Here is a 19,192-nt window from a genome sequence, read left to right as displayed (position 1 = left end):
GTCACATCGCGCCGGGGGCGGGCAGCCAGGCGGGATCGAAGCGGATTCGCCGCGGCGGCACCGGCGACAGTTTCCGCAGCGCCTCGATATTGCCGAGCACGACCCTCTGGCCATGCCGGGCGATCAAGCCTTCGCGCTCAAGCAGCCGCATCGTCCGGTTGACGTGCACGGCGGTGAGCCCCAGCACGTCGCCCAGCAATTCCTGGGTCAACGGCATGTCGAAGCGGCCTTCCTCCGCCGCGCCGATCTTCGCCAGCCGGTCGTGCAGGTCGAGCAGCAGCCGCACCATCCGCTCGCGCGCCGACGACTTACCCATCGCCGCGACGCTATCCATCAGCGCCAGCCGTTCGACCTGGACCGACATCAACAGCAGCGGACCCAGTCGCGGAGAGGCGATCAACACGTCGCGGAGTCGTTCCAGCGGTACCGCCGCGACCCGACATTCGGTCACCGCCGCCAGCGTGTCGGCGGCGGTGTCCAGCACCATGCTGGGCGTGCCCATCATGTCGCCGGTGATGTGGATCTTGACGATCTGCCGCTGGCCGGCCGGCAGCCGGATCGCCGCGGTGGCCCAGCCTTCGAGCAGCAGGTAGATCGCCTGCACCGGATCGCGTTCGCGGCGGATCGTGCCGCCCCGACGCACGACGATTTCCGGATCGCCCATCCCGCGCAGGGCTTCGGCTTCCGCTTGCGTGAGCGACGCCTGTTCGTGAAATCGCGTCAACGGGTAGTTCGGCACCCCGGATGCTCCCCTGTCCTGGATGTGTCCCCCGCCGGCAGAACGACGGCGAATGGAGGGGCGGCCCGCTGTCCGGGGCCGCGCCGCTCGCGAAACAATGCCTAGCGGGCGGGGGTCCCACTGACAATTCCATCCTGGGTAGTATTCGCCTTAACCTGTTATAAGGTTTGACCTTTCATCCGTGAAGCCTTTGCTTGGCTCACACCTCCGGCAGCTGCTCGAGCAGCTTGTCCGGGGTGATCGGGAAACTCCGCACGCGCACCCCGCAGGCATGGTGGATCGCATTGGCGATCGCCCCCGCCGCGCCGCAGATTCCGAGCTCGCCGACGCCCTTGGCCTGGAGCGGGCTGCCGGCGGAATCGCGCTCGTCGACCAGCACGACGTCGAGCGCGGGCACGTCGGCATTCACCGGCACATGATATTCGGCGAGGTCGTGGTTGACGAGGTGGCCGTCGCGCGGATCGAACACGAGCTCCTCGGTCAGCGCGCTGCCGATCCCCCACACCATGCCGCCCAGGCACTGCGAGGTCGCGGTCTTCGCGTTGAGCGCGCGGCCCAGCCCGAACGCGCCGGTCATCCGCCGCACCCGCGTCTCGCCGGTATAGGCGTTGACGCCGACCTCGACGAAGAAGGCGCCGTACATCGCGATGGCGAATTTCTCGTCGATCCCGCCATTCTTGAAATGGCCCGTCTCGGCAAGGTCGGTCTTGAGCAGCTCGGTAAAGGGGATGCGGCGGTTGCCGGCGATCGCCTCGCCGTCCTTGAGCGTGAGATCGGATTCCTCGACGCCGAGCTGCTGGGCGAGTTGTTCTCGGATCGCCTCGCAGGCGACCATCACCGCCGAACCGGTCGATGCCGCCCCCCAGCTGCCGCCCGACCCCGAGCCCGGCGGGAAGCGGGTGTCGCCGAGCTGGACGAGGATCTTCTCCGGCGGCAGGCCGAGCATCTCGCCCGCGATCTGGCCGAGAATGGCATAGGTGCCGGTGCCGATATCGGTCATGTCGCTTTCGACCACGGCCGTGCCGTCGGTCGACAGCGTTACCCTGGCCTGGGCTTCGTTGAGATTGTGGACGCGGCTGGCGCTGGCCATGCCGGTGCCGATCCACCATTCGCTCTCGCGGCGCTGGAGCGGACGGCGATCGCTGCCGTCCCAGCCGAAGCGCTCGGCGCCGACCTTGAGGCATTCCGCCAGCCGCCGCGAGCTGTAGGGCAGCCCTTCGCTCGGATGCTGCTCTGGGATGTTGCGCAGCCGCAGCTCGACGGGATCGATGCCGCTGGCGAGCGCCAGCTCGTCCATCGCCGCTTCGAGGCACTGCATGCCCACCGCCTCGCCCGGCGCACGGACCGAGCCGGCGGTCATCCGGTGAATGCGGGCGAGGTCGATGCGCAGCGTGCGGTGCGCGCCGCGATAGAGGAACTCGCTCGCCTGCGTCACCGGCTCGGCGAACTTCTCGCCCGGCAGGTTGGAAACCCAGGCCTCGTGCCCGAAGCCGTCCAGCCGCCCCTCGGCATCTGCGGCGAGGCGGATGCGCTGGCGCGTCTCGGAGCGGCGCATCACGCACTGGAACACTTGCTGGCGGCTCATCACCACCCGCACCGGCCGCCCGAGCTCGATTGCCGCCACCGCCGCCGCGGTCAGCTCCGCGCTGATGCCAAGCTTGGAGCCGAAGCCGCCGCCGACATAGGGGGAGATCAGCCGCACCTGCTCGGGCTGGAGGCCCAGCGCGTCAGCCAGTTCCTTCTGGTTGTATTTGAGCATCTGCAGGCTCGAATGGGCGGTGAGCGTGTTGCCGTCCCATTCGGCGATGCTGGCATGCGGCTCCATCGCGGCGCTCGCATGGCCCTCGGTGGTGTAGGTGACGTCGACTGCGTGGGCGGCATCGCGCATCGCCGCGTCGAGATTGCCCTGCTGCACCGGCTCGCCGAACGATTCGTGGGAAGCGTGGCTATCCTCGGAATCGAGCGGCACCTTGGCGGGATCATCGGTGCGATAGGCGATCCGCAGCCGCGTGGCGGCATCGCGCGCCTGCTCGAAGGTCTCGGCGACGACAAGGGCTACCGGCTGGCCGTAATAGTCGACCTTGTGGATCTCGCGCACCGGCGACTTGCCCGCGCCGCCCTGCGCCGAGCGGGTGATCATCCGCGGATCGGCGATCACCGCCAGCACGCCGGGCATGGCGAGCACGGGGCCGGACTCGATCTCGACCACCTCGCCGCGGCTGATCGTCGCGAGGACGAGCACGCCCTCCGCGCACTCGGGAATCACATATTCCGCCGCATAGGGCGCGACGCCCGCCGTCTTGGCGCTGCCATCGGGCCGGTCGAGCGGGCGACCGATGATGCCCTGCGCCATCGCATCGAGCCGGTTGCGCTCATCCGGCTTGTCCATAGTGTACAGGCGAGTCACAGCGTACCTCCCGTCGCTTCGCGCAGCACGGCCTTGAGCGTGCGGCGGGTGAGCGGAATCTTGAAATCGTTGCTGCCCTGCTCGCGGGCCTCGTCGAGCAGCAGCGCGGCCGCCTGGTCGAACAGCGCGTCGGAGGGCGCCTCGCCTTCGAGCAGCGCCTCGACGCGCGGGTCATGCCACGGCTTGTGCGCCAGGCCGCCAAAGGCGAGCCGCGCCTTGGCGATCACGCCGTCCTCGACCTGGAGCACCGCCGCCACCGAGACGAGCGCGAAGGCATAGGAGGCGCGGTCACGGACCTTTCGGTACAGTTGAGTCCCGCCCGAGGGTGCCGGCAGCACCACGCCGGTGATCACGTCGCCGGCTTCAAGGACATTGTCGCGCTCGGGCGTGTCGCCGGGCAGGCGATGGAACTCGCGCACGGGCACCATGCGCTTCTCGCCCTTCGCGTCGTGGATCTCGACCGTGGCGTCCAGCGCGGAGAGCGCCACCGCCATGTCGCCCGGATAGGTGGCGATGCAGGCGTCGCTCGCGCCGAGGATGGCGTGGATCCGGTTGAACCCGCCGATCGCAGCGCAGCCGGTGCCGGGTTCGCGCTTGTTGCACGCCTGGCTGAGGTCGTAGAAATAATAGCAGCGCGTCCGCTGGCAGAGATTGCCGCCGGTGGTCGCCTTGTTGCGCAGCTGGAAGGTGGCCCCTGCCAGAATCGCGCGCGCCAGCACCGGATACTGGCCACGGATGCGCGGATCGGCCGCGCAGGCGCTGTTCGACACCAGCGCGCCGATATGTAGCCCCTCGCCATGCTCCACGATCCCGCCGAGCGGCAGGCGGTTGACGTCGACCAGCGCGCTGGGTGTTTCCACCTCCAGCTTCATCAGGTCGAGCAGATTGGTTCCGCCGGCGATCGGCTTGCCACCGTCGGCGACGAGCAGCTGGTGCGCCTCGCCCAGGCCATGGGCCCGCTGATATTCGAACGGTTTCATGCCTGCGCCTCCGCCACTTCCGCAATCGCCGCGACGATGTTGGAGTACGCGCCACAGCGGCAGAGATTGCCGCTCATCCGCTCGCGGATCTCCTCCTCGGAAAGCTTGGGGCTCCCGGCGACATCGTCGCTGACATAGCTGGTCCAGCCCGCCGCGATCTCGTCGAGCATCGCCTTGGCCGAGCAGATCTGGCCCGGCGTGCAGTATCCGCACTGATAGCCGTCGTGCCGCACGAACGCCGCCTGGAGCGGGTGCGGCGCATCGGGCGTGCCGAGCCCCTCGATCGTGGTGACGCTGTCGCCGTCATGCATCACCGCGAGGGTTAGGCAGCTGTTGATCCGCTGGCCGTTGAGCAGCACCGTGCACGCGCCGCATTGGCCGTGATCGCACCCCTTCTTGGTGCCGGTGAGGCCCGCGTCACCGCGGAGAAAATCGAGCAGACTGGTACGGGGGTCGACGTCGAGTTCGTGATCGACGCCGTTGATGGTGATGGGCATGCACGGCCTCCCTGGTCTGGGGGGCGAACGCGCAGGCATCGGGATCGGTCCCGATCAGGGTTAACAAGAATGGGAGCCGATCAATGCCCCTTGCGGGGGAGCAGGTGGAGCAGCCCGGCGATCGCGCCGCCCACGATCAGGCCGGCCACCGCCGATCCGAGCGCATAGACCAGCCATTCGACCACGCTGCCCAGTGCACCGGTCGCAGCACCGGCCACCTCGGAACCATGGTGCAGCGCGTGCGGGATCGCGCCCAGCCCAAACTCCTCCAGCCCGTGGAGCAGGATGCCGCCGCCGACCCAGGCCATCGCCGCCACGCCGATATGCGACAGCGCGGTGAGCAGCACCGGCATCGCCGTCACCAGCCCGCGCCCGAAGCCCGCCACCGCGCCGGTGGCCCCGCCGCGGCTGAGGTGCAGGCCGATATCGTCCATCTTCACGATCAGCGCCACGACGCCGTAGACGCCGATGGTGATCGCGAACGCCACCAGCACCAGCGCGCCCGCGCGGGTCACGAACGACATGTCGGCGGGGAGCTGCGACAGCGCGATCACCATGATCTCGGCCGAGAGGATCAGGTCGGTTCGGATCGCACCGAGCACCTGGCGCTTCTCCAGCGCCTTGGCATCGGTGATCGCCGCCACCTCGTCGGCGTGATGCTCGCCGAGCAGCGCCTCGAGGATCTTTTCCGCCGCCTCGAAGCAGAGATAGGCGCCGCCCAGCATCAGGATCGGCGTCAGCGCCCAGGGCGCGAAGGCGCTGAGCAGCAAAGCGAGCGGCAGGATCACGACCAGCTTGTTGGCGATCGAGCCGAGCGCGATCTTGCCGATGATCGGCAGCTCGCGATCGGGCGTGAGGCCGACGACATAGCGCGGCGTCACCGCGGTATCGTCGATCACCACGCCCGCGGCCTTCACCCCCGCGCGGCCGGCCGCAGCCCCCACGTCGTCGATCGACGCCGCCGCCAGTTTCGCCAGCGCCGCGATATCGTCCAGCAATGCGACCAGGCCACCCGCCATCAAATCCCCCTCATGTTTCGCTCGGGCTAGCCGAGATGAAGCGGAAATGCACGCGGATGGCCAAAGCTCCCGGCGGTGCGCTGCGCAGGCGCCACAAAACAGCCGTCATCCCCGCGCAGGCGGGGATCCATTGGCGCTGAAGCCGAGGTTCTTTCCCCCAGCGGCACGGCGAATGGATTCCCGCTTTCGCGGGAATGACGAAGGGTGGTTTGGGCAGGGTTCCAGCCCTCCTCGCATCGCCCGTTCAGTTCGGCAGGTCGATGGCCTTCTCGATCTTGAACTGCACCGACGCCCCCGCCGCGCCGCTGCCCGGCTGCCCGCCGCCGACGGTGGCGCGATAGGTACCGGCGAGCACCCGGTGCTGCCCTTCCACCGTCACCGTGCTGAGGTCGCGCGGCGACAGCGTGAACGTGACCTTCTGCACCTCGCCCGGCTTGAGCGACACGCGCTGGAAGCCACGCAACGCAAGCCTGGGCGCGCCGGGATCCTCGGGGAAGTTGAGGTAGAGCTGCGCCACCTCGTCGCCTGCCCGCGCCCCGGTGTTGCGCAGCTCGGCGGTGACGGTCAGCCCCGCCCCTTCGGCCTTTTCCACCACCGGCGCGGCGTAGGCGAAGCTGGTATAGCTAAGGCCATACCCGAACGGATAGACCGGCGTGCCGGTGAAGTAGCGATAGGTCCGCCCCTTCATGCTGTAGTCGCCGAAGGGCGGCAGGTCGTCGACGCTGCGGTAGAAGGTCAGCGGCAGGCGGCCCGAAGGGCTGGTCTTGCCCGAGAGGATATTGGCGATCGCGGTGCCGCCCACCTCGCCCGGATACCAGGCCTCGAGGATCGCCGCGGCATGGTCCTTGGCCCAGCTGAGGTTGATCGGGCTGCCGTTCATCGCGACGACGACCAGCGGCTTGCCGGTCGCCTTGGCGGCGTCGAGCAGCGCCTGCTGGTCGGGGAGCAGATCGAGGCTGGTCTTGTCGCCGCCCTTGAAGCCGGGGATCTGCACCGGCGATTCCTCGGCCTCCAAGTCCGAGGTGATCCCCACCACCGCGACCAGCACGTCGGCCTTGGCGGCAGCCGCCTGCATCGCCGCCACCGGATCGGTGCTGATCCGCTTCCAGACGAGATCGATGCCCGAGAGCACATGCTCGTCGGTGCGCACCTCGATCGGGTAGCGCTTGCCCTTGACCAGCTGCACCTCCCGCAGCGTCGGCAGGCTGCCCCAGCCCGACTTGGTCAAGTCCACGAACGGCTTGCCGTCGAACATCATCGCCCCGCCAAAGCCGGTCAGGCCCAGCCGGTAGGTGCCGGACTCCGGGGGCACGAGGAAGCCGGTCCAGATCGTGCGGTGATGCTCGGAGACGGTCGGCAAATCGAGGCTGCGCGCCGAGACATCGGCCTCGACGCGGGTCACCACCGGCGTGTCGGCGAACTGCATCTTGGCGACCGCGTCGCGGAAGGTGCCGGGGGCGTACTCGGTGGGCGCCGGGGTCACCGGATTGAAGTAGCGCGCCAGCAGCCCCGGCTTGCCGCTGGGGGTGCGCAGCGCCGATCCCGGCACCCGGTCGCCATCGGTCACCGAGGCGCCGAAGGGGGCATAGCTGACGTTCGCGCGCGGGAAGGCACGGCGCAGGCCCTCGACCACCGAGATCGGCGGTCCCGAGAGCGACGAGGAGTAATTGCCGCGCAGCACCCGCGTTGCGTCGCCGAGCGGGCCGATCACGGCGATGCGGCTACCGCGCTTCAAGGGCAACAGACCATCGTTCTTGAGCAGTACCAGGCTCTTCTCGGCCGCATCGAGCGCCAGCGCGCGGTGCGCCGGGGCGCCGACATCGCTGGGCTTACCCGTGGTGGTACGGATGCCCGGCAGGTCACCGTTGCGGAGCCGGGCGGAGAACAGCCGCACCAGCGCGGCATCGATCTCGCCTTGCGTGATCAGCCCCTTGGCGAGCGCATCGCGATAGCGATCGCCCAGCCCCGCCGTGTCGGTCAGCGTTGCGCCGTTGCATTCATTGTCGACGCCCGCGCGGATCGCCGCCGCCACCGCGCTGGGGCCGTCGGGCGCATAATGATGGTTGTCGCCGATGTCCTTCACCGCATCGCAATCGGAGACGACATAGCCCTTGAAGCCCCACGCGCCGCGTAGATGCTCCTTGAGCAGTTCGTCGCTGGCGCAGGCGGGCTGGCCGTCGATGCGGTTATAGGCGCACATCACCGACCCCGCCTTGCCCTCGACGATCGCAGCGCGGAACGCGGGCAGATAGGTGTCCTCCAGGTCGTGGCGCGAGACGAACACATTGGCTTCGTGGCGGGTCGATTCCGGGCCGCTATGGACGGCGAAATGCTTGGGCGTGGCGACCACGTTCGGCAGGTCCGGGTTGGGCCCCTGCATGCCCTGGATGAAGGCGACGCCGATCTTCGCGGTGAGGTACGGATCCTCGCCATAGGTCTCCTGCCCCCGCCCCCAGCGCGGATCGCGGAAGATGTTGATGTTGGGCGACCAGGTATCGAGCCCGGTGCCGATCCGCCCCATCCGGCCGGTCTGGCGGGCGAGCGCGTGCAGCCCCTGCACCTCGCTGCTGATCGCGGCGGCGACGTCGTGCACCAGCGGCGCATCGAAGCTGGCGGCGAGGCCGACCGGCTCGGGGAAGTTGGTGGTCGGCAGCGTGCCGAGCGCGCCATGGAGCGACTCGGTCCACCAATTGTAGCGCGGGATGTTCAGCCGCGGGATCGCCGGCGCGACGTTGAGCAGCTGGGCGAACTTTTCCTCGGGCGTGAGCTGCGCGACGATCGCCGCCGCCTTGGCATCCGCCTCGGCGCGCGGATCGGCGGCGGTCTGGGCGAGCGCGGGCAGCGGCAATAGCGCGGCGGCCAGCAGCGCGGCGCGGACGGTGCGGTTCATCTGGTTTCCCCTTTGCGGTCGGTCAGACCGGTTGCAGCCCGTGTTCGTGAATCTTGCGGATCAGGTCGCGGTGGCGCGGCAGCCCGGCGCAGAGCCGTTCGGTCTGCGCCGCATTCTCGCGCATCGCGCGCTCGGCGAGCCGCTGGTCGCCCGACAGCGCCTCGGGCTCGACTTCGCTGCGGAAGCCCATGCCGTAGAGGACATATTGGTAGCTGGCGGGCGGGAAGACCTCCTCCACCCGGTCGAACTCGTCATGGAACCAGGGCGGCTGGTAGCGCCACAAGGTGAGCAGCTCCTGGAGCCGCTCGGGGATGGTCTCGGGCAGCAGATTGTCGCGCCAGAATTCGGTGTCGGTGCGCTTGGTCAGGACATAATGGAGCTTGAGGAAGTCGATGATCCGACCCCAGCGATAGAGGGTGGTGGCGTTGAAGCGCTTGGCGACCACGTCCATCACCTCGCGCACCGCCGGCATCTGCTCGGCGATCAGCTTGGCGGAAAGCTCGATCAGCACAATCGCCGAGGCTTCCAGCGGCTCGAGGAAGCCGGCGGCGAGGCCGACCGCGACGACATTGTTCTTCCAGAAGATCTCGCGATGCCCCGAGCGGATCGGGATGCGGCGGACGGCCATGTCGGCACCGGCGGGGCCGAGATAGGCGCGCAGCGTCGCCTCGGCCTGGTCGTCGCTGGTGTGGGCCGTGGAATAGACATAGCCGGTGCCGCGCCGGGTCGGCAGGCCGATGTCCCAGATCCAGCCCGCTCCTTGCGCCGTGGAGAGGGTATGCGTGGCGATCGGAGCGTTCTCTTCCGGATAGGGAATCTGCGCGGCGAGCGCCGCGTCGCAGAAGAGGATGTCGCCGCAATCCTTGAACCTGACGCCCATCGTCTCGCCGAGCAGCAGCGAACGGAAGCCGGTGCAGTCGACGAACAGATCGCCTTCGATCCGCCCGGCCTGTTCGGTATCGATCGCGACGATGTCGCCATTCTCGGCCCGCTCGACCGCGCGGACATCGGCGAGGACGTGGCGGACGCCCAGCCTGGTGGTGCAGTGGCGCGTCAGGAAGGGCGCGAACTTTCCCGCATCGAGGTGATAGGCATAGTTGGCCTGCCCGTCATATTCGGGGGTGGCGATGGTCTTGGGGGCGAGGCCCGCATCGCAGATCCGGCCCTGCGGGGTGACCGTGTCGCAGAAGCTGCGGCCATTGGCGTTGGCGATCCAGTGCGGCACCAGGCTCAGCTGGTGGAAGCCCTGGGGGAGCATCAGCGGGTGGTAATAGGCGTCGTCCTCGGCGCCGGTGGTCCAGCGGGCGAACAGCGCGCCCTGCTTGAAGGCGGCGTCGCACTCGCGGAAGAACTCGGTTTCGGAGACGCCGATCTTGGCGAGCGTCGTCCGTAGCGTGGGCCAGGTCCCCTCGCCCACCCCGATGATCGGGATATTGGGGGACTCCACCAGCGTGACGGTGAAGCCGCCAGGCATCCGGCTCTGGTGCCGCGCGGCGATCACCCCCGCAGTGAGCCAACCGGCGGTGCCGCCGCCGACGATGACGATGTTCTGGACCCGTTTCACCCGCGCCGACCCGTGGAAAAAGAAGGGGATGCCGGACGATACCGACATCCCCAGTCGTGGGAAGAGACTTCAGAAGCGATAGCGCACGCCCGCGGTGAAGCGCCGGCCATAGGCCCACACGTCGAGCAGCTGGTTGGCGAAGCGGCCATGGGTGCTCTGCACTTCGTCGGTGATGTTGAGCGCTTCGCCGAAGATGTTGATCCGCTCGTTGATCTGGTAGCTCGCGCTCAGATCGATCTGCAGGCTGGAGTTGACGAAGGTCGGCTCGGCGCCGAACGAGCCCGTGTTCTGCGCCTGGCCGAAGGCGAGCAGATATTTGTCGCGCCAGTTGGCCGCCGCGCGGAATTCCACGCCATTCTTGTCGTAGAAGCCGACGAAGTTGGCCGAATTGGCGAGGCCGGTCACCGCGAAGCCGCTCTGGCTGATGTCGGTTGGGTCATAGGGCCGGTTGGTGTCGACGAAGGTGGCGTTGGCGATGAAGCCGAAGCCGCTGTTGCCGAAGGTGTTCTGCCAGGCGAGCTCGACGCCCTTCACCGTCGCCTTGGGGCCGTTGACCCGCTGCGACACCGCGAACTGCGCCGTGGTGCCGGTCGACGGATCGACCACGCCGTTGATCGACTGGCGCTGCACGCCCTGGACGATGAAGTTGCGCACGTCCTTCAGGAAGAAATTCACAGCAGTGTACGAGTTGCGCTGGTAATACCATTCGAGCGCGGCGTCGAAATTGTCCGCGAGATAGGGCTGCAGCGTGGGGTTGCCGCCGTCCGCGGTCAGTGCGCCGATGCGCTGGCCGACGCCGATGTTCAGCGCCGGCGTCAGCAGGTTGAGCGTCGGCCGGGTCAGCGTGCGCGAGGCATCGAGGCGCAGGTGCAGCGCATCGGTGAGCTCGAGCTTCAGGTCCATCGACGGCAGCAGGTAGGAATAGTTCGACTTGGTGGTGATCGCCTGCTGGTCGCCGAAATTGACCGTCAGCAGCGTCGGGTCGGTGGTGCTCGGCGTGATCGAGGTCGGCAGGCGGCCGATGCCGGTGGAGGAGACATGGGTCACTTCCTCGCGCACGCCGGCGTTGAAGAAGAACGGCATGCCGGCGATTTCACTCTTGAAGTTCGCCGAGACGTAGAGCGCCCAGGTCTGCTCGCCGATGTCGCGGGTGCTGCCGACATCGTTCGCCACCGCGAACTGGCCGTTGAAACCGGTGCAGCAGCTGGTGTTGTAGCCCGGAATCGTCTGGGTCTGGGGATTGCCGAGACCGGTGAGATAGGCCTGATAATCGGCCGCCGTGAAGTTGAGCAGCACCGGCGGCAGCGCGCCGGTATAGCCCGGCAGGAAATTGGTCGTGCTCACCGTGCCCTTGAACAGGCTCGCCGGGATCGCGACGCCGCCATTGGTGCCCGAGGCGGGGCCATAGCCCGAATAGGCCTGCCAATAGTTGTTGGCGAAGGTATTGGCGCTGCGGAACCGGAACTTGTCGTCGAGATAGGAGCCGCCGAAGCGCAGCGTCAGGTCGTCCTGCTGCCACTTCAGCCCCAGCCGGGCCTGCTTGATCTCGTCGGTATTCTTGTTGGCGATGTTGACGGTGACGTGGCTGCCGATCGCCGCAAGGTCGGCCCAGCGGCTGCCCGTGCCGTTGACGCCGTAATCGTGGAGGACCGGGATCACGTCCTTGCTGTCGCCGTTGATCGAAATGCCCAGCGACGGGCCGATGCCGAAGCCGTAGCCGACGTCCGCCCCCTTGGAGCTGATCCGGCCATCGGGATTGAGCCAGCTCTTCGACCAGCTGCCATCGGCCTCGACCTGCAGATTGTCGGTCGCATCCCATTTGACGTTGAGGCCGGTCTGGTTGGTGCGGCGCAGGTTGCTGTCGGTGCCCGCGGTAAAGTCGGTCTGCGAGTTGGCCTGGGTGAAGTCGGTGGTCGTCCCGTTCGCGTCGAGCTTGACGTTGCGCAGGCTGCCCTGGTTGAACCAGATGCCGAAGCCGAAATTATCGGTGTTGACCCGCTGGTCCGAGAAATTGTTGTCGAGCGTCAGCAGCACGCCGTCCGCCGGCTTCCACTGCAGCGCGATCCGCCCGTCGATCCGCTCGTCGCGCGTATAGTTCTGCGTCGCGCCGAACTGCTGCTCGAACCAGCCGACCACGGTCTGGCGGTTGCTGGGCGTGGCATAGGCCGCCGAAGTGGTATCGCTGGTCGGGTTGCAGCTCGTCGCGGTGCTGCCCGCCAGCTGGCACGGCGCATAGCGGCCGCCCGGCCAGCCATGGACGAACACGTTGTTGGTCTGTGTGTCGTGCCGCGTGTAGATCGCGTTGGCGAGGATGCCGAAGGTGTCGTCGGCGAAGGTCTTGCTGATCAGCAGGCCGCCCGTGGGCACCACCTTCCCCGCATCGTCCTGGATCGACCCCGATACCGACGCGGCGAGATGGAATCCCGGCCGGTCGAACGGCTTGGGATAGGCGACGTTGATCGTCGCGCCGATCGAGCTCGATGACAGCGAGACGTCGGGCGTCTTGAGCACGGTCAGCCCGCCGACAAAGTCCGAGCCGACGGTGGAGAAGTCGATCGAACGGCCGCCGGTGGCGGTCGACAGGCGCCGCCCGTCGACCAGCGTCTCGTTGAAGTCGCCGCCGAAACCACGGACGGTGACGCCGTTGGGCTCGCCGCGCGGCCCGTCGCGCTGGATCGAGATGCCCGGCAGGCGCTGCAGCGAGGCCGCGACGTTCGAATCCGGAAACTTGCCGATATCCTCGGACGAGATCTGCTCGATCACCCCGGAGGCATTACGTTTCGCATCCAGATTGCGTTGCAACGAACCGCGAATACCGGTGACGATGATCTCTTCGTCCTGCGCCTGGCTGGTCGACGGTGCCGTCGTCTGCGCCTGTGCCGGCGTGATCAGGCTGAGCGCCATCACGCTCGTGGCCCCCGCCAGTACATGCCGCGCAAGACGCGCGCGCCGCTGCGAAGAACCCATTCCGACGATGTTCGGCATGTGCTTACCCCCTCCGTGCTATTGTTGGGATCGATACAGACCCGCACGCGCTACACCGCAGTGCAACGCAACATATGCTCGGAGATTAGGCGCAAGCCTTCGCATCCGCACAAATAGCGGCACAACATCCTCCCCGATTCATTCTTCTTCTGCGAATCTGTAATGAAGTGTAGCCGTTAGCGTTAGCGCTATCAACTGGTTTTTGTCGGGGTATTCTTGTCCTTTAGTCAGGCCATTGGCGCCGGCGGCGCGAGCCGATATGCAGACCGGGGCGCACCACGCGCGGATGGAGAGGACAGGAATGGCTGAAGGCGTGACGTTGCTCGATTCGGTGGAGCATCGCGATCTGCGGATCCGTCCCGCCACCGGGCCCCTGCCCTATTTCGTCCCGGTCGTGGCGTCCGAGTTCGCCGCCGCGGCCGCCGCCTGCCCGGTGCTGCTCACCAAGGACGCCGAGACCGGGCGCTTCTATGTCGGCGCGATGCTGGGCTTCCAGCCGGGGGAATCGCTGGTCGAGCTCCGCGCCGGCGAAGGCTTCTGGCCGCTCCATGTCGAGCGCCAGGGCTTCTTCATCGCCGGCGATTCGATCGCGATCGACCCCAAGGATAGCCGCTTCGGCGGAGAAGCGGGCGAGCCGCTGTTCGGCGACGACGGCGCCCCCGCCCCGGCCTTGCGCGGCATCCAGCAGACGCTGGCCCAGCTGCACCGCGGCGTGGACGAGACCCAGGCCTTTGTTGACGCGCTGCTCGCCCACAAGCTGCTCGAGCCGATCGACGTGACACTGCGCTTCGACGACGGCACGTCGCTCGACCTGACCGGGCTCTACACGGTGAGCCTGGATTCGCTCCACGCGCTGGACGACGGCGCGGTGCTCGCGCTGTTCCGCGCCGGGCATCTCCAGCTCGCCTATGCGCTTGCCGGGTCGCTGCGGCAGATTGCGGTGCTCGCGGCGCGGCGCAACCGCCGGCTCGCGGCCTGACGATGCTCCGCGAGATCGCCGCCGACATTCCTCCCGCCGACTTCGCCGAGGCACGCCGCGCCTGCCAGCCGATCATGCTGCGGGGCGCGGCGGCGGCCCTTCCCGTCACCCGGGCGGCGGCCAGTATCGAAGGCCTGTGCCGCTATCTGTGCCACTTCGACAGCGGGCGGACGGCGCAGGCGTTCGTCGGCGATCCGGCGATCGGCGGGCGCTATGCCTATGGCGAGCAGCCCGATGGCTTCAACTTTGCGCGCGAAACGCTCGGCCTCGCCGCGGCGCTGGACCGCATCGCCCGCGCCGCCGCCGCATCCGACCAGCCCAGCGTCTATTGCGGCTCGCTCCCCGCCGAGGATCATCTGCCTGGCTTCGCCGAGGCCAATCCCCTGCCGCTGGTGCCGCAAGGCGTGCTGCCGCGCCTGTGGATCGGCAACGCCTCGACGATCGCCTGCCATTATGACCGGTTCGACAATCTCGCCTGCGTGATCGCCGGCGAGCGCCGCTTCACGCTCTATCCACCCGATGCGATCGGCGATCTCTATATCGGCCCGATCGACCATACGATGGCGGGCCAGCCGGTGAGCCTCGCCGCCACCGCAGCCCCGCAGGATCCCCGTTACCCCCGCTTCGCCGCCGCCCAGGCGCGCGCGCTGACGGTGACGCTCCACCCCGGCGATGCGCTCTACCTACCCAAGCTCTGGTGGCACCAGGTCGAAGCGACCGCGCCGTTCAACCTGCTGATGAACTATTGGTGGGACGATTTCGCCAGCGGCCCCGATTCCCCCTATACCGCGCTGCTGCTGGCAATGACGACGCTTGCCGAACGCCCTCCGCCCGAGCGCGCGGCGTGGCGCGCCTTTTTCGACCACTACGCCTTCCGCCGCGACGGCCACCCGCTCGCCCATCTGCCGCCCGAGCGGCACGGCATCCTCGCCGACAGCCGCGAGAATCGCGGGCGGATCCGCGCCTTCGTGATGCAGCTGCTGCGCGGCGGCTGACGCTCAGCTGTGCTCGGTGCCGAAGGCGCGGTCGCCCGCGTCGCCGAGGCCCGGCACGATATAGCTGTGCGCGTTGAGCTCGGCATCGAGCCCCGCCGTCCAGATCGCGACATCGGGATGCGCCGCCCGCACCGCCGCCACGCCCGGGCGTGCGGCAAGCAGGCACACGAAGCGCAGGTCGCGCGCGCCCGCCGCCTTCAGCCGATCGAGCGCCGCCACCGCGCTGTTGCCGGTCGCCAGCATCGGATCGACCATCAGCACGGGTCGCGCCGCGATGTCCGCAGGCGCCTCGAAATAATATTCGATCGCCTCGAGCGTCTGCGGATCGCGATACAGGCCGAGATGCGCCACCGCCGCCTCGGGGAGCAGATCGAGCAGGCCCTCGGCCATGGCGAGTCCCGCGCGCAGTACCGGCACGACCACCGGCGGCGCGCAGCCCAGCACCGGCGATTCCATCGCCGCCACCGGCGTCTCGATCGCCAGCGGCGCCAGCGGCAGGTCGGCCAGCGCCGCTGCGCCGACCAGGGTCGCCACCGCGCGCAATTCGGCGCGGAAGCGCTCGGGCGGCGTGGTCCGGTCGCGCAGCCGGGTGAGGCGGTGCTGGACCAGCGGGTGGGCGACGATCGTCAGCCCGGCGATATCGGGTTCGGCCATGGCCGGGTGGTGCGCGATGCACCGCCGGCATGCAAGCCGGCGGTGCACGCGATCAGCGAACGACTGGGAACTCGTACACCGCGGTCGCGATCGCCGGCACGGTGAGAGAACGGCCGAGCGCCGGCACCCGCGCCTCGCCGATCGTCACGCCGGGTGCCGCGCCGACCTTGTTCTCCGCCGCGAGCGACGCGCCGGTGAGCAACCAGCGACGCCCCGCCCCGCGCGTGCGCACGCCCTGCAGCGCGATGGCGACGGTCTGGGGCTTCACCGTCGCGTTGACGATGGCGATCTTGAGCGTCCGCCCGTCGGCGCTGAGCGCGGCGATCATGTCGAGCGGCCAGGTCGCGCTGCCCGCCTTCACCTGCGGGTGGCTGTAGCCGACGACATATTTGGGATCCGGCTGCGGCACGTTGCCGTCGAGCGCGATCGGCACCGTGCCCGCACCGAAATGCGCGCCGTACAGCTTGAACACCATGCCGGTGGCGTTGAGCGTCGAGGCAGTGGGCGTGATGTCCATCGTCGAGGCGCCGGTGGTGAAAGCGCTCATCGTCAGGAAATCGGTGTGGCGCAGCATTTCCTGCAGCACCATCGAATAGGCGAGCGCGTTCTTGAGCGTCGGCGGGCCGAAATAGGCGTACTCGTCCATCGACAGGAAGATCTTGTCGCGGCGCAGCGCCGGGAAGCGCTGCTCGTAGATCTTCCACTCCTCGGCCTTCATCCGCACCTGGTTGGAAGGCGAACGGACATATTCGAGCAGTTCGGCATCGGCGGGGGCATCGGGGCGCTGCTCGGCGCGGTCGTACCAATGCTCGCTCACCCCGGCGAAATTGCCCCAGGCCTTGGCGAACAGCCCGCCGGTCCAATCCTCGTCGGTGCCGAACTTGTGCTGGATGCTGGCGAGCGTCGGGTTCTCCTTGGTGCCCTTGGGATGCATCTGGTCGGGCATCGCGCCCGATCCGATCAGCACGATGCCCGGATCCTTGGCGCGCATCGCCCGGGCGAACTCGTTGTGCTTCATCATGAAATAATCGAGCGTCGTGCGGCCGATCTGCCACCAGCCATAGGGCTCGTTGCCGATGTTCCAGAAGCGCACGCCGTACGGCGCCGGATGACCGTTGGCGGCGCGCTTGGCGCCCCATTCGCTGGTCGCCGGGCCGTTGAGATACTCGACCTCCTCGGCTGCGGAGTTGGCATCGCCCAGCCCGGCATTGACCGTGACATAGGGCTCAACGCCGACCAGCTTCGCCAGCGTCATCCACTCGTCCATGCCCTGGTCGTTGGTTTGCATTGCGCTCCAGGCATGGTCGAACATCGGCGGACGCTTGTCGCGCGGGCCGACCGCCTCGTGCCAGTCCCAGTCGGAGAGGAAATTGCCGCCGGGGAGCCGCCAGAAGCCCGAGTTGAGCGTCCTGGCGAGCGCGGTGGTGTCCGCCCGCCAGCCGTCGATATTGTCCTCGGGCATCAGCGATACCGCCGCCATGCGGAAGCGGCCGCTGCCCGTGCCGGTGATCTCGAAGCGGGCATCCGTGCTGTCGGCCTGGGGGGTGAAGGCGAAGGTCACCCGCTGCCAGCCCGGCGCCAGGGCCGGCAGCGCCACGGTTTCGCCATCGCCGCGCCCCTGCCCCCAGGCGAGCCGCACCTGCACGCGCGCGCCGGCATCGCCGTTCAGCCACAGCGAACCGACATAGCGCTTGCCCTTGGCGATGCCGATGCCGTCCTGCGAGAGGCCGCGCGGGGTCTTCGCATCAAGGGCGACGCTGGGGCTTTGCGTACCGACATAGGGGTCGTGCGTGTCCATGGTGACGGCGTCGTCGCCGCCGATCGGGCGCCATTTGCGATAGGCGACCCCGGGACGCCCCTCGGCATTGGGCGGCGGCGGCACGTCGCGCGCGGCGGGTACCACCGGATAGTAGAATTTGCGGTCGTCGAGCATCTCGGCCCACAGCGTCCGCGCGACCAGGCCGCCGATCGGCTCGATGAACATGCCATATTCATATCGGGTGACGGGCGCCGAGGCGCGGCCCGCATCGATCGTCGCCTGCAGGGTCTGTGCGCCCGCCGGCGAAATGGTGCACGCGAACAACAAGGCAGACATGCCGGTGCGCAACCGTGCCATATTCCTCTCCCTCTTTTTATTTACTCCGAGCTGTTGTATCCGAAGGGAGATGTTAACGCTACCGTATATCGGGGTGTTGACGGCTTTACTTGACAAAAAGCGCAGACTGGCGGCGGCAGAACTGCGCCGACAAGAATAGAAGGCCGAGCCGGCCGTGCATGGGAGAGAGAGCGATGGGCAAACGGACTTGGGTGACGCGCGCAGCATTGCTGGCGAGCCTCTGCGGTGCACCGGTAATGGCGCAGGTGCAGACGCAGATCCCGCCGGTGGTGGCCGGCGCGAAGCCGGTCACGGTGCAGCGGATCAAGGTCCACTCGTCCGCGATTCAGGGCAATCTCGAGGGCGAGAGCGCCAATCGCGACGTGATCGTCGTGCTGCCGCCCGACTATGCGCGGGCACGCGCCAAGCGCTACCCCGTCGTCTATGCGCTCCACGGCTATTCGATCGGCGCCGAGCAGTGGATCAAGGAGATCCATGTCCCCCAGGTCGTCGAGGGTGCCTATGCGCTCGGCGCCAAGCCGGTGATCCTGGTGCTGCCGGACAGCAAGACGCTGCACAACGGATCGATGTATTCGAGCTCGCCGACCACGGGCGATTTCGAGCGCTTCGTCGCGCACGATCTCGTCGCCTATATCGATGCGCATTACCGCACGATCCCCACGCGCGAGAGCCGTGGCCTGGTCGGCCATTCGATGGGCGGCTATGGCGCCAGCCGCATCGGGATGAAGCATGCCGATGTGTTCGGCGCGGTCTATATGATGAGCCCCTGCTGCCTCTCGGCGCGCGACGCCAGCCTGCTCGATTCCAATGGGCTCGCCCAGATCGCCGCGATCAAGACCCGCGAGGACGCGACCAAGCTCTCCTGGGGGCTGCGCGCCACCCTGGCGGCGGCCGCGGCCTGGTCGCCCGATCCCAAGGCGCCGCCGCTCTATCTCGACCTGCCGATCGAGGACGGCAAGCAGCGGCCCGAGGTGCTGGCGAAATGGGCTGCCAACGCCCCGCTGGCGTTCGTCGACCAGTATATCGGGGAACTACGCCGCTACCGGGCAATCGCGATCGATGTCGGGGACAAGGACGGTCTACGCACCGATGCGCAGGCGCTGCACGAGACGCTGGACCGCTACGGCGTGCCCAACAGCTTCACCGTCTATTCCGGCGACCACACCAGCGCGGTGGCCGACCGATTCCAGAACTACGTCCTGCCCTTCTTCAGCAAGAATTTGGTTTTCCCGAACCAGCGCTGAGGCCGTTTCGGGGGCGACGCGAGCCGATGGCGGATCGCGTCGCGGGCAGCGTCATGCCAGGTCGGGCGCAGCGCCTCGGAGCCGAGTCCCCGCCATTGGTCGTCGTGCAGCTGCTCGATCATG

At 68.1% G+C, this 19,192-nt stretch carries 13 protein-coding genes; 3 read left to right on the top strand and 10 right to left on the bottom strand.

Annotated features, from left to right (window positions below; translation table 11 throughout):
• Nucleotide 1: 1 nt before the first annotated feature.
• The 8 genes from CA234_RS02120 to CA234_RS02085 form a co-directional block, all read right to left on the bottom strand.
• On the bottom strand, nucleotides 2-739 hold the full coding sequence (locus CA234_RS02120; protein ID WP_241213167.1) for a Crp/Fnr family transcriptional regulator: 738 nt from the start codon (nucleotides 737-739) through the stop codon (nucleotides 2-4).
• 199 nt (nucleotides 740-938) lie between these two features.
• Nucleotides 939-3,128 (bottom strand): xanthine dehydrogenase family protein molybdopterin-binding subunit, encoded by a 2,190-nt coding sequence (locus tag CA234_RS02115; RefSeq protein ID WP_125973297.1) that lies wholly within the window; start codon nucleotides 3,126-3,128, stop codon nucleotides 939-941.
• A 14-nt stretch (nucleotides 3,129-3,142) separates the two neighbouring features.
• Nucleotides 3,143-4,126: a xanthine dehydrogenase family protein subunit M gene (locus tag CA234_RS02110; protein ID WP_126000747.1), complete on the bottom strand. Its 984-nt coding sequence runs from the start codon at nucleotides 4,124-4,126 to the stop codon at nucleotides 3,143-3,145.
• Complete coding sequence (locus tag CA234_RS02105; RefSeq protein WP_125973138.1) at nucleotides 4,123-4,623, bottom strand: 2Fe-2S iron-sulfur cluster-binding protein; 501 nt, start codon at nucleotides 4,621-4,623, stop codon at nucleotides 4,123-4,125. Before CA234_RS02105 ends, CA234_RS02110 begins: the two co-directional genes overlap by 4 nt.
• Nucleotides 4,624-4,703: 80 nt before the next feature.
• Nucleotides 4,704-5,642 carry a DUF808 domain-containing protein gene (locus CA234_RS02100; protein ID WP_125973136.1) on the bottom strand — a complete coding sequence of 313 codons (939 nt, stop codon included), beginning with the start codon at nucleotides 5,640-5,642 and terminating at the stop codon, nucleotides 4,704-4,706.
• Nucleotides 5,643-5,886: 244 nt separating this feature from the next.
• Nucleotides 5,887-8,532 carry a glycoside hydrolase family 3 C-terminal domain-containing protein gene (locus CA234_RS02095; protein ID WP_126000746.1) on the bottom strand — a complete coding sequence of 882 codons (2,646 nt, stop codon included), beginning with the start codon at nucleotides 8,530-8,532 and terminating at the stop codon, nucleotides 5,887-5,889.
• A gap of 22 nt (nucleotides 8,533-8,554) precedes the next feature.
• Nucleotides 8,555-10,144, bottom strand: coding sequence for a tryptophan halogenase family protein (locus CA234_RS02090; protein ID WP_209092081.1), 1,590 nt, complete (start codon nucleotides 10,142-10,144; stop codon nucleotides 8,555-8,557).
• Between the two features lie 21 nt (nucleotides 10,145-10,165).
• The gene (locus tag CA234_RS02085) at nucleotides 10,166-13,000 is read right to left on the bottom strand and encodes a TonB-dependent receptor (RefSeq protein WP_241213165.1); all 2,835 of its coding nucleotides are present in this window, start codon (nucleotides 12,998-13,000) and stop codon (nucleotides 10,166-10,168) included.
• A 382-nt stretch (nucleotides 13,001-13,382) separates the two neighbouring features.
• Between CA234_RS02085 and CA234_RS02080 the strand changes: the two genes are divergently transcribed.
• Together CA234_RS02080 and CA234_RS02075 are read left to right on the top strand one after the other, a co-directional pair.
• Complete coding sequence (locus tag CA234_RS02080) at nucleotides 13,383-14,060, top strand: SapC family protein (RefSeq protein ID WP_125973132.1); 678 nt, start codon at nucleotides 13,383-13,385, stop codon at nucleotides 14,058-14,060.
• Nucleotides 14,061-14,062: 2 nt separating this feature from the next.
• Nucleotides 14,063-15,055: a cupin-like domain-containing protein gene (locus CA234_RS02075; protein WP_125973130.1), complete on the top strand. Its 993-nt coding sequence runs from the start codon at nucleotides 14,063-14,065 to the stop codon at nucleotides 15,053-15,055.
• A gap of 3 nt (nucleotides 15,056-15,058) precedes the next feature.
• Here the strand turns inward: CA234_RS02075 and upp are convergent, their stop codons facing one another.
• Nucleotides 15,059-15,709, bottom strand: coding sequence for a uracil phosphoribosyltransferase (upp, locus tag CA234_RS02070; protein ID WP_126000745.1), 651 nt, complete (start codon nucleotides 15,707-15,709; stop codon nucleotides 15,059-15,061).
• Nucleotides 15,710-15,761: 52 nt separating this feature from the next.
• A complete protein-coding gene (locus tag CA234_RS02065; RefSeq protein WP_126000744.1) occupies nucleotides 15,762-17,825 on the bottom strand; it encodes an alpha-L-arabinofuranosidase C-terminal domain-containing protein in 2,064 nt (687 codons plus the stop codon).
• A gap of 173 nt (nucleotides 17,826-17,998) precedes the next feature.
• Here CA234_RS02065 and CA234_RS02060 point away from each other — a divergent pair, with 173 nt between their 5' ends.
• A complete protein-coding gene (locus CA234_RS02060) occupies nucleotides 17,999-19,069 on the top strand; it encodes an alpha/beta fold hydrolase (RefSeq protein ID WP_126000743.1) in 1,071 nt (356 codons plus the stop codon).
• Nucleotides 19,070-19,192: the final 123 nt, after the last annotated feature.

Source organism: Sphingomonas sp. ABOLE (assembly GCF_003950455.1).
GTDB lineage: Bacteria > Pseudomonadota > Alphaproteobacteria > Sphingomonadales > Sphingomonadaceae > Sphingomonas > Sphingomonas trueperi.
The sequence above is the reverse complement of the archived record's forward strand: the minus strand, read 5'-3'. Positions and strand labels throughout refer to the sequence as shown.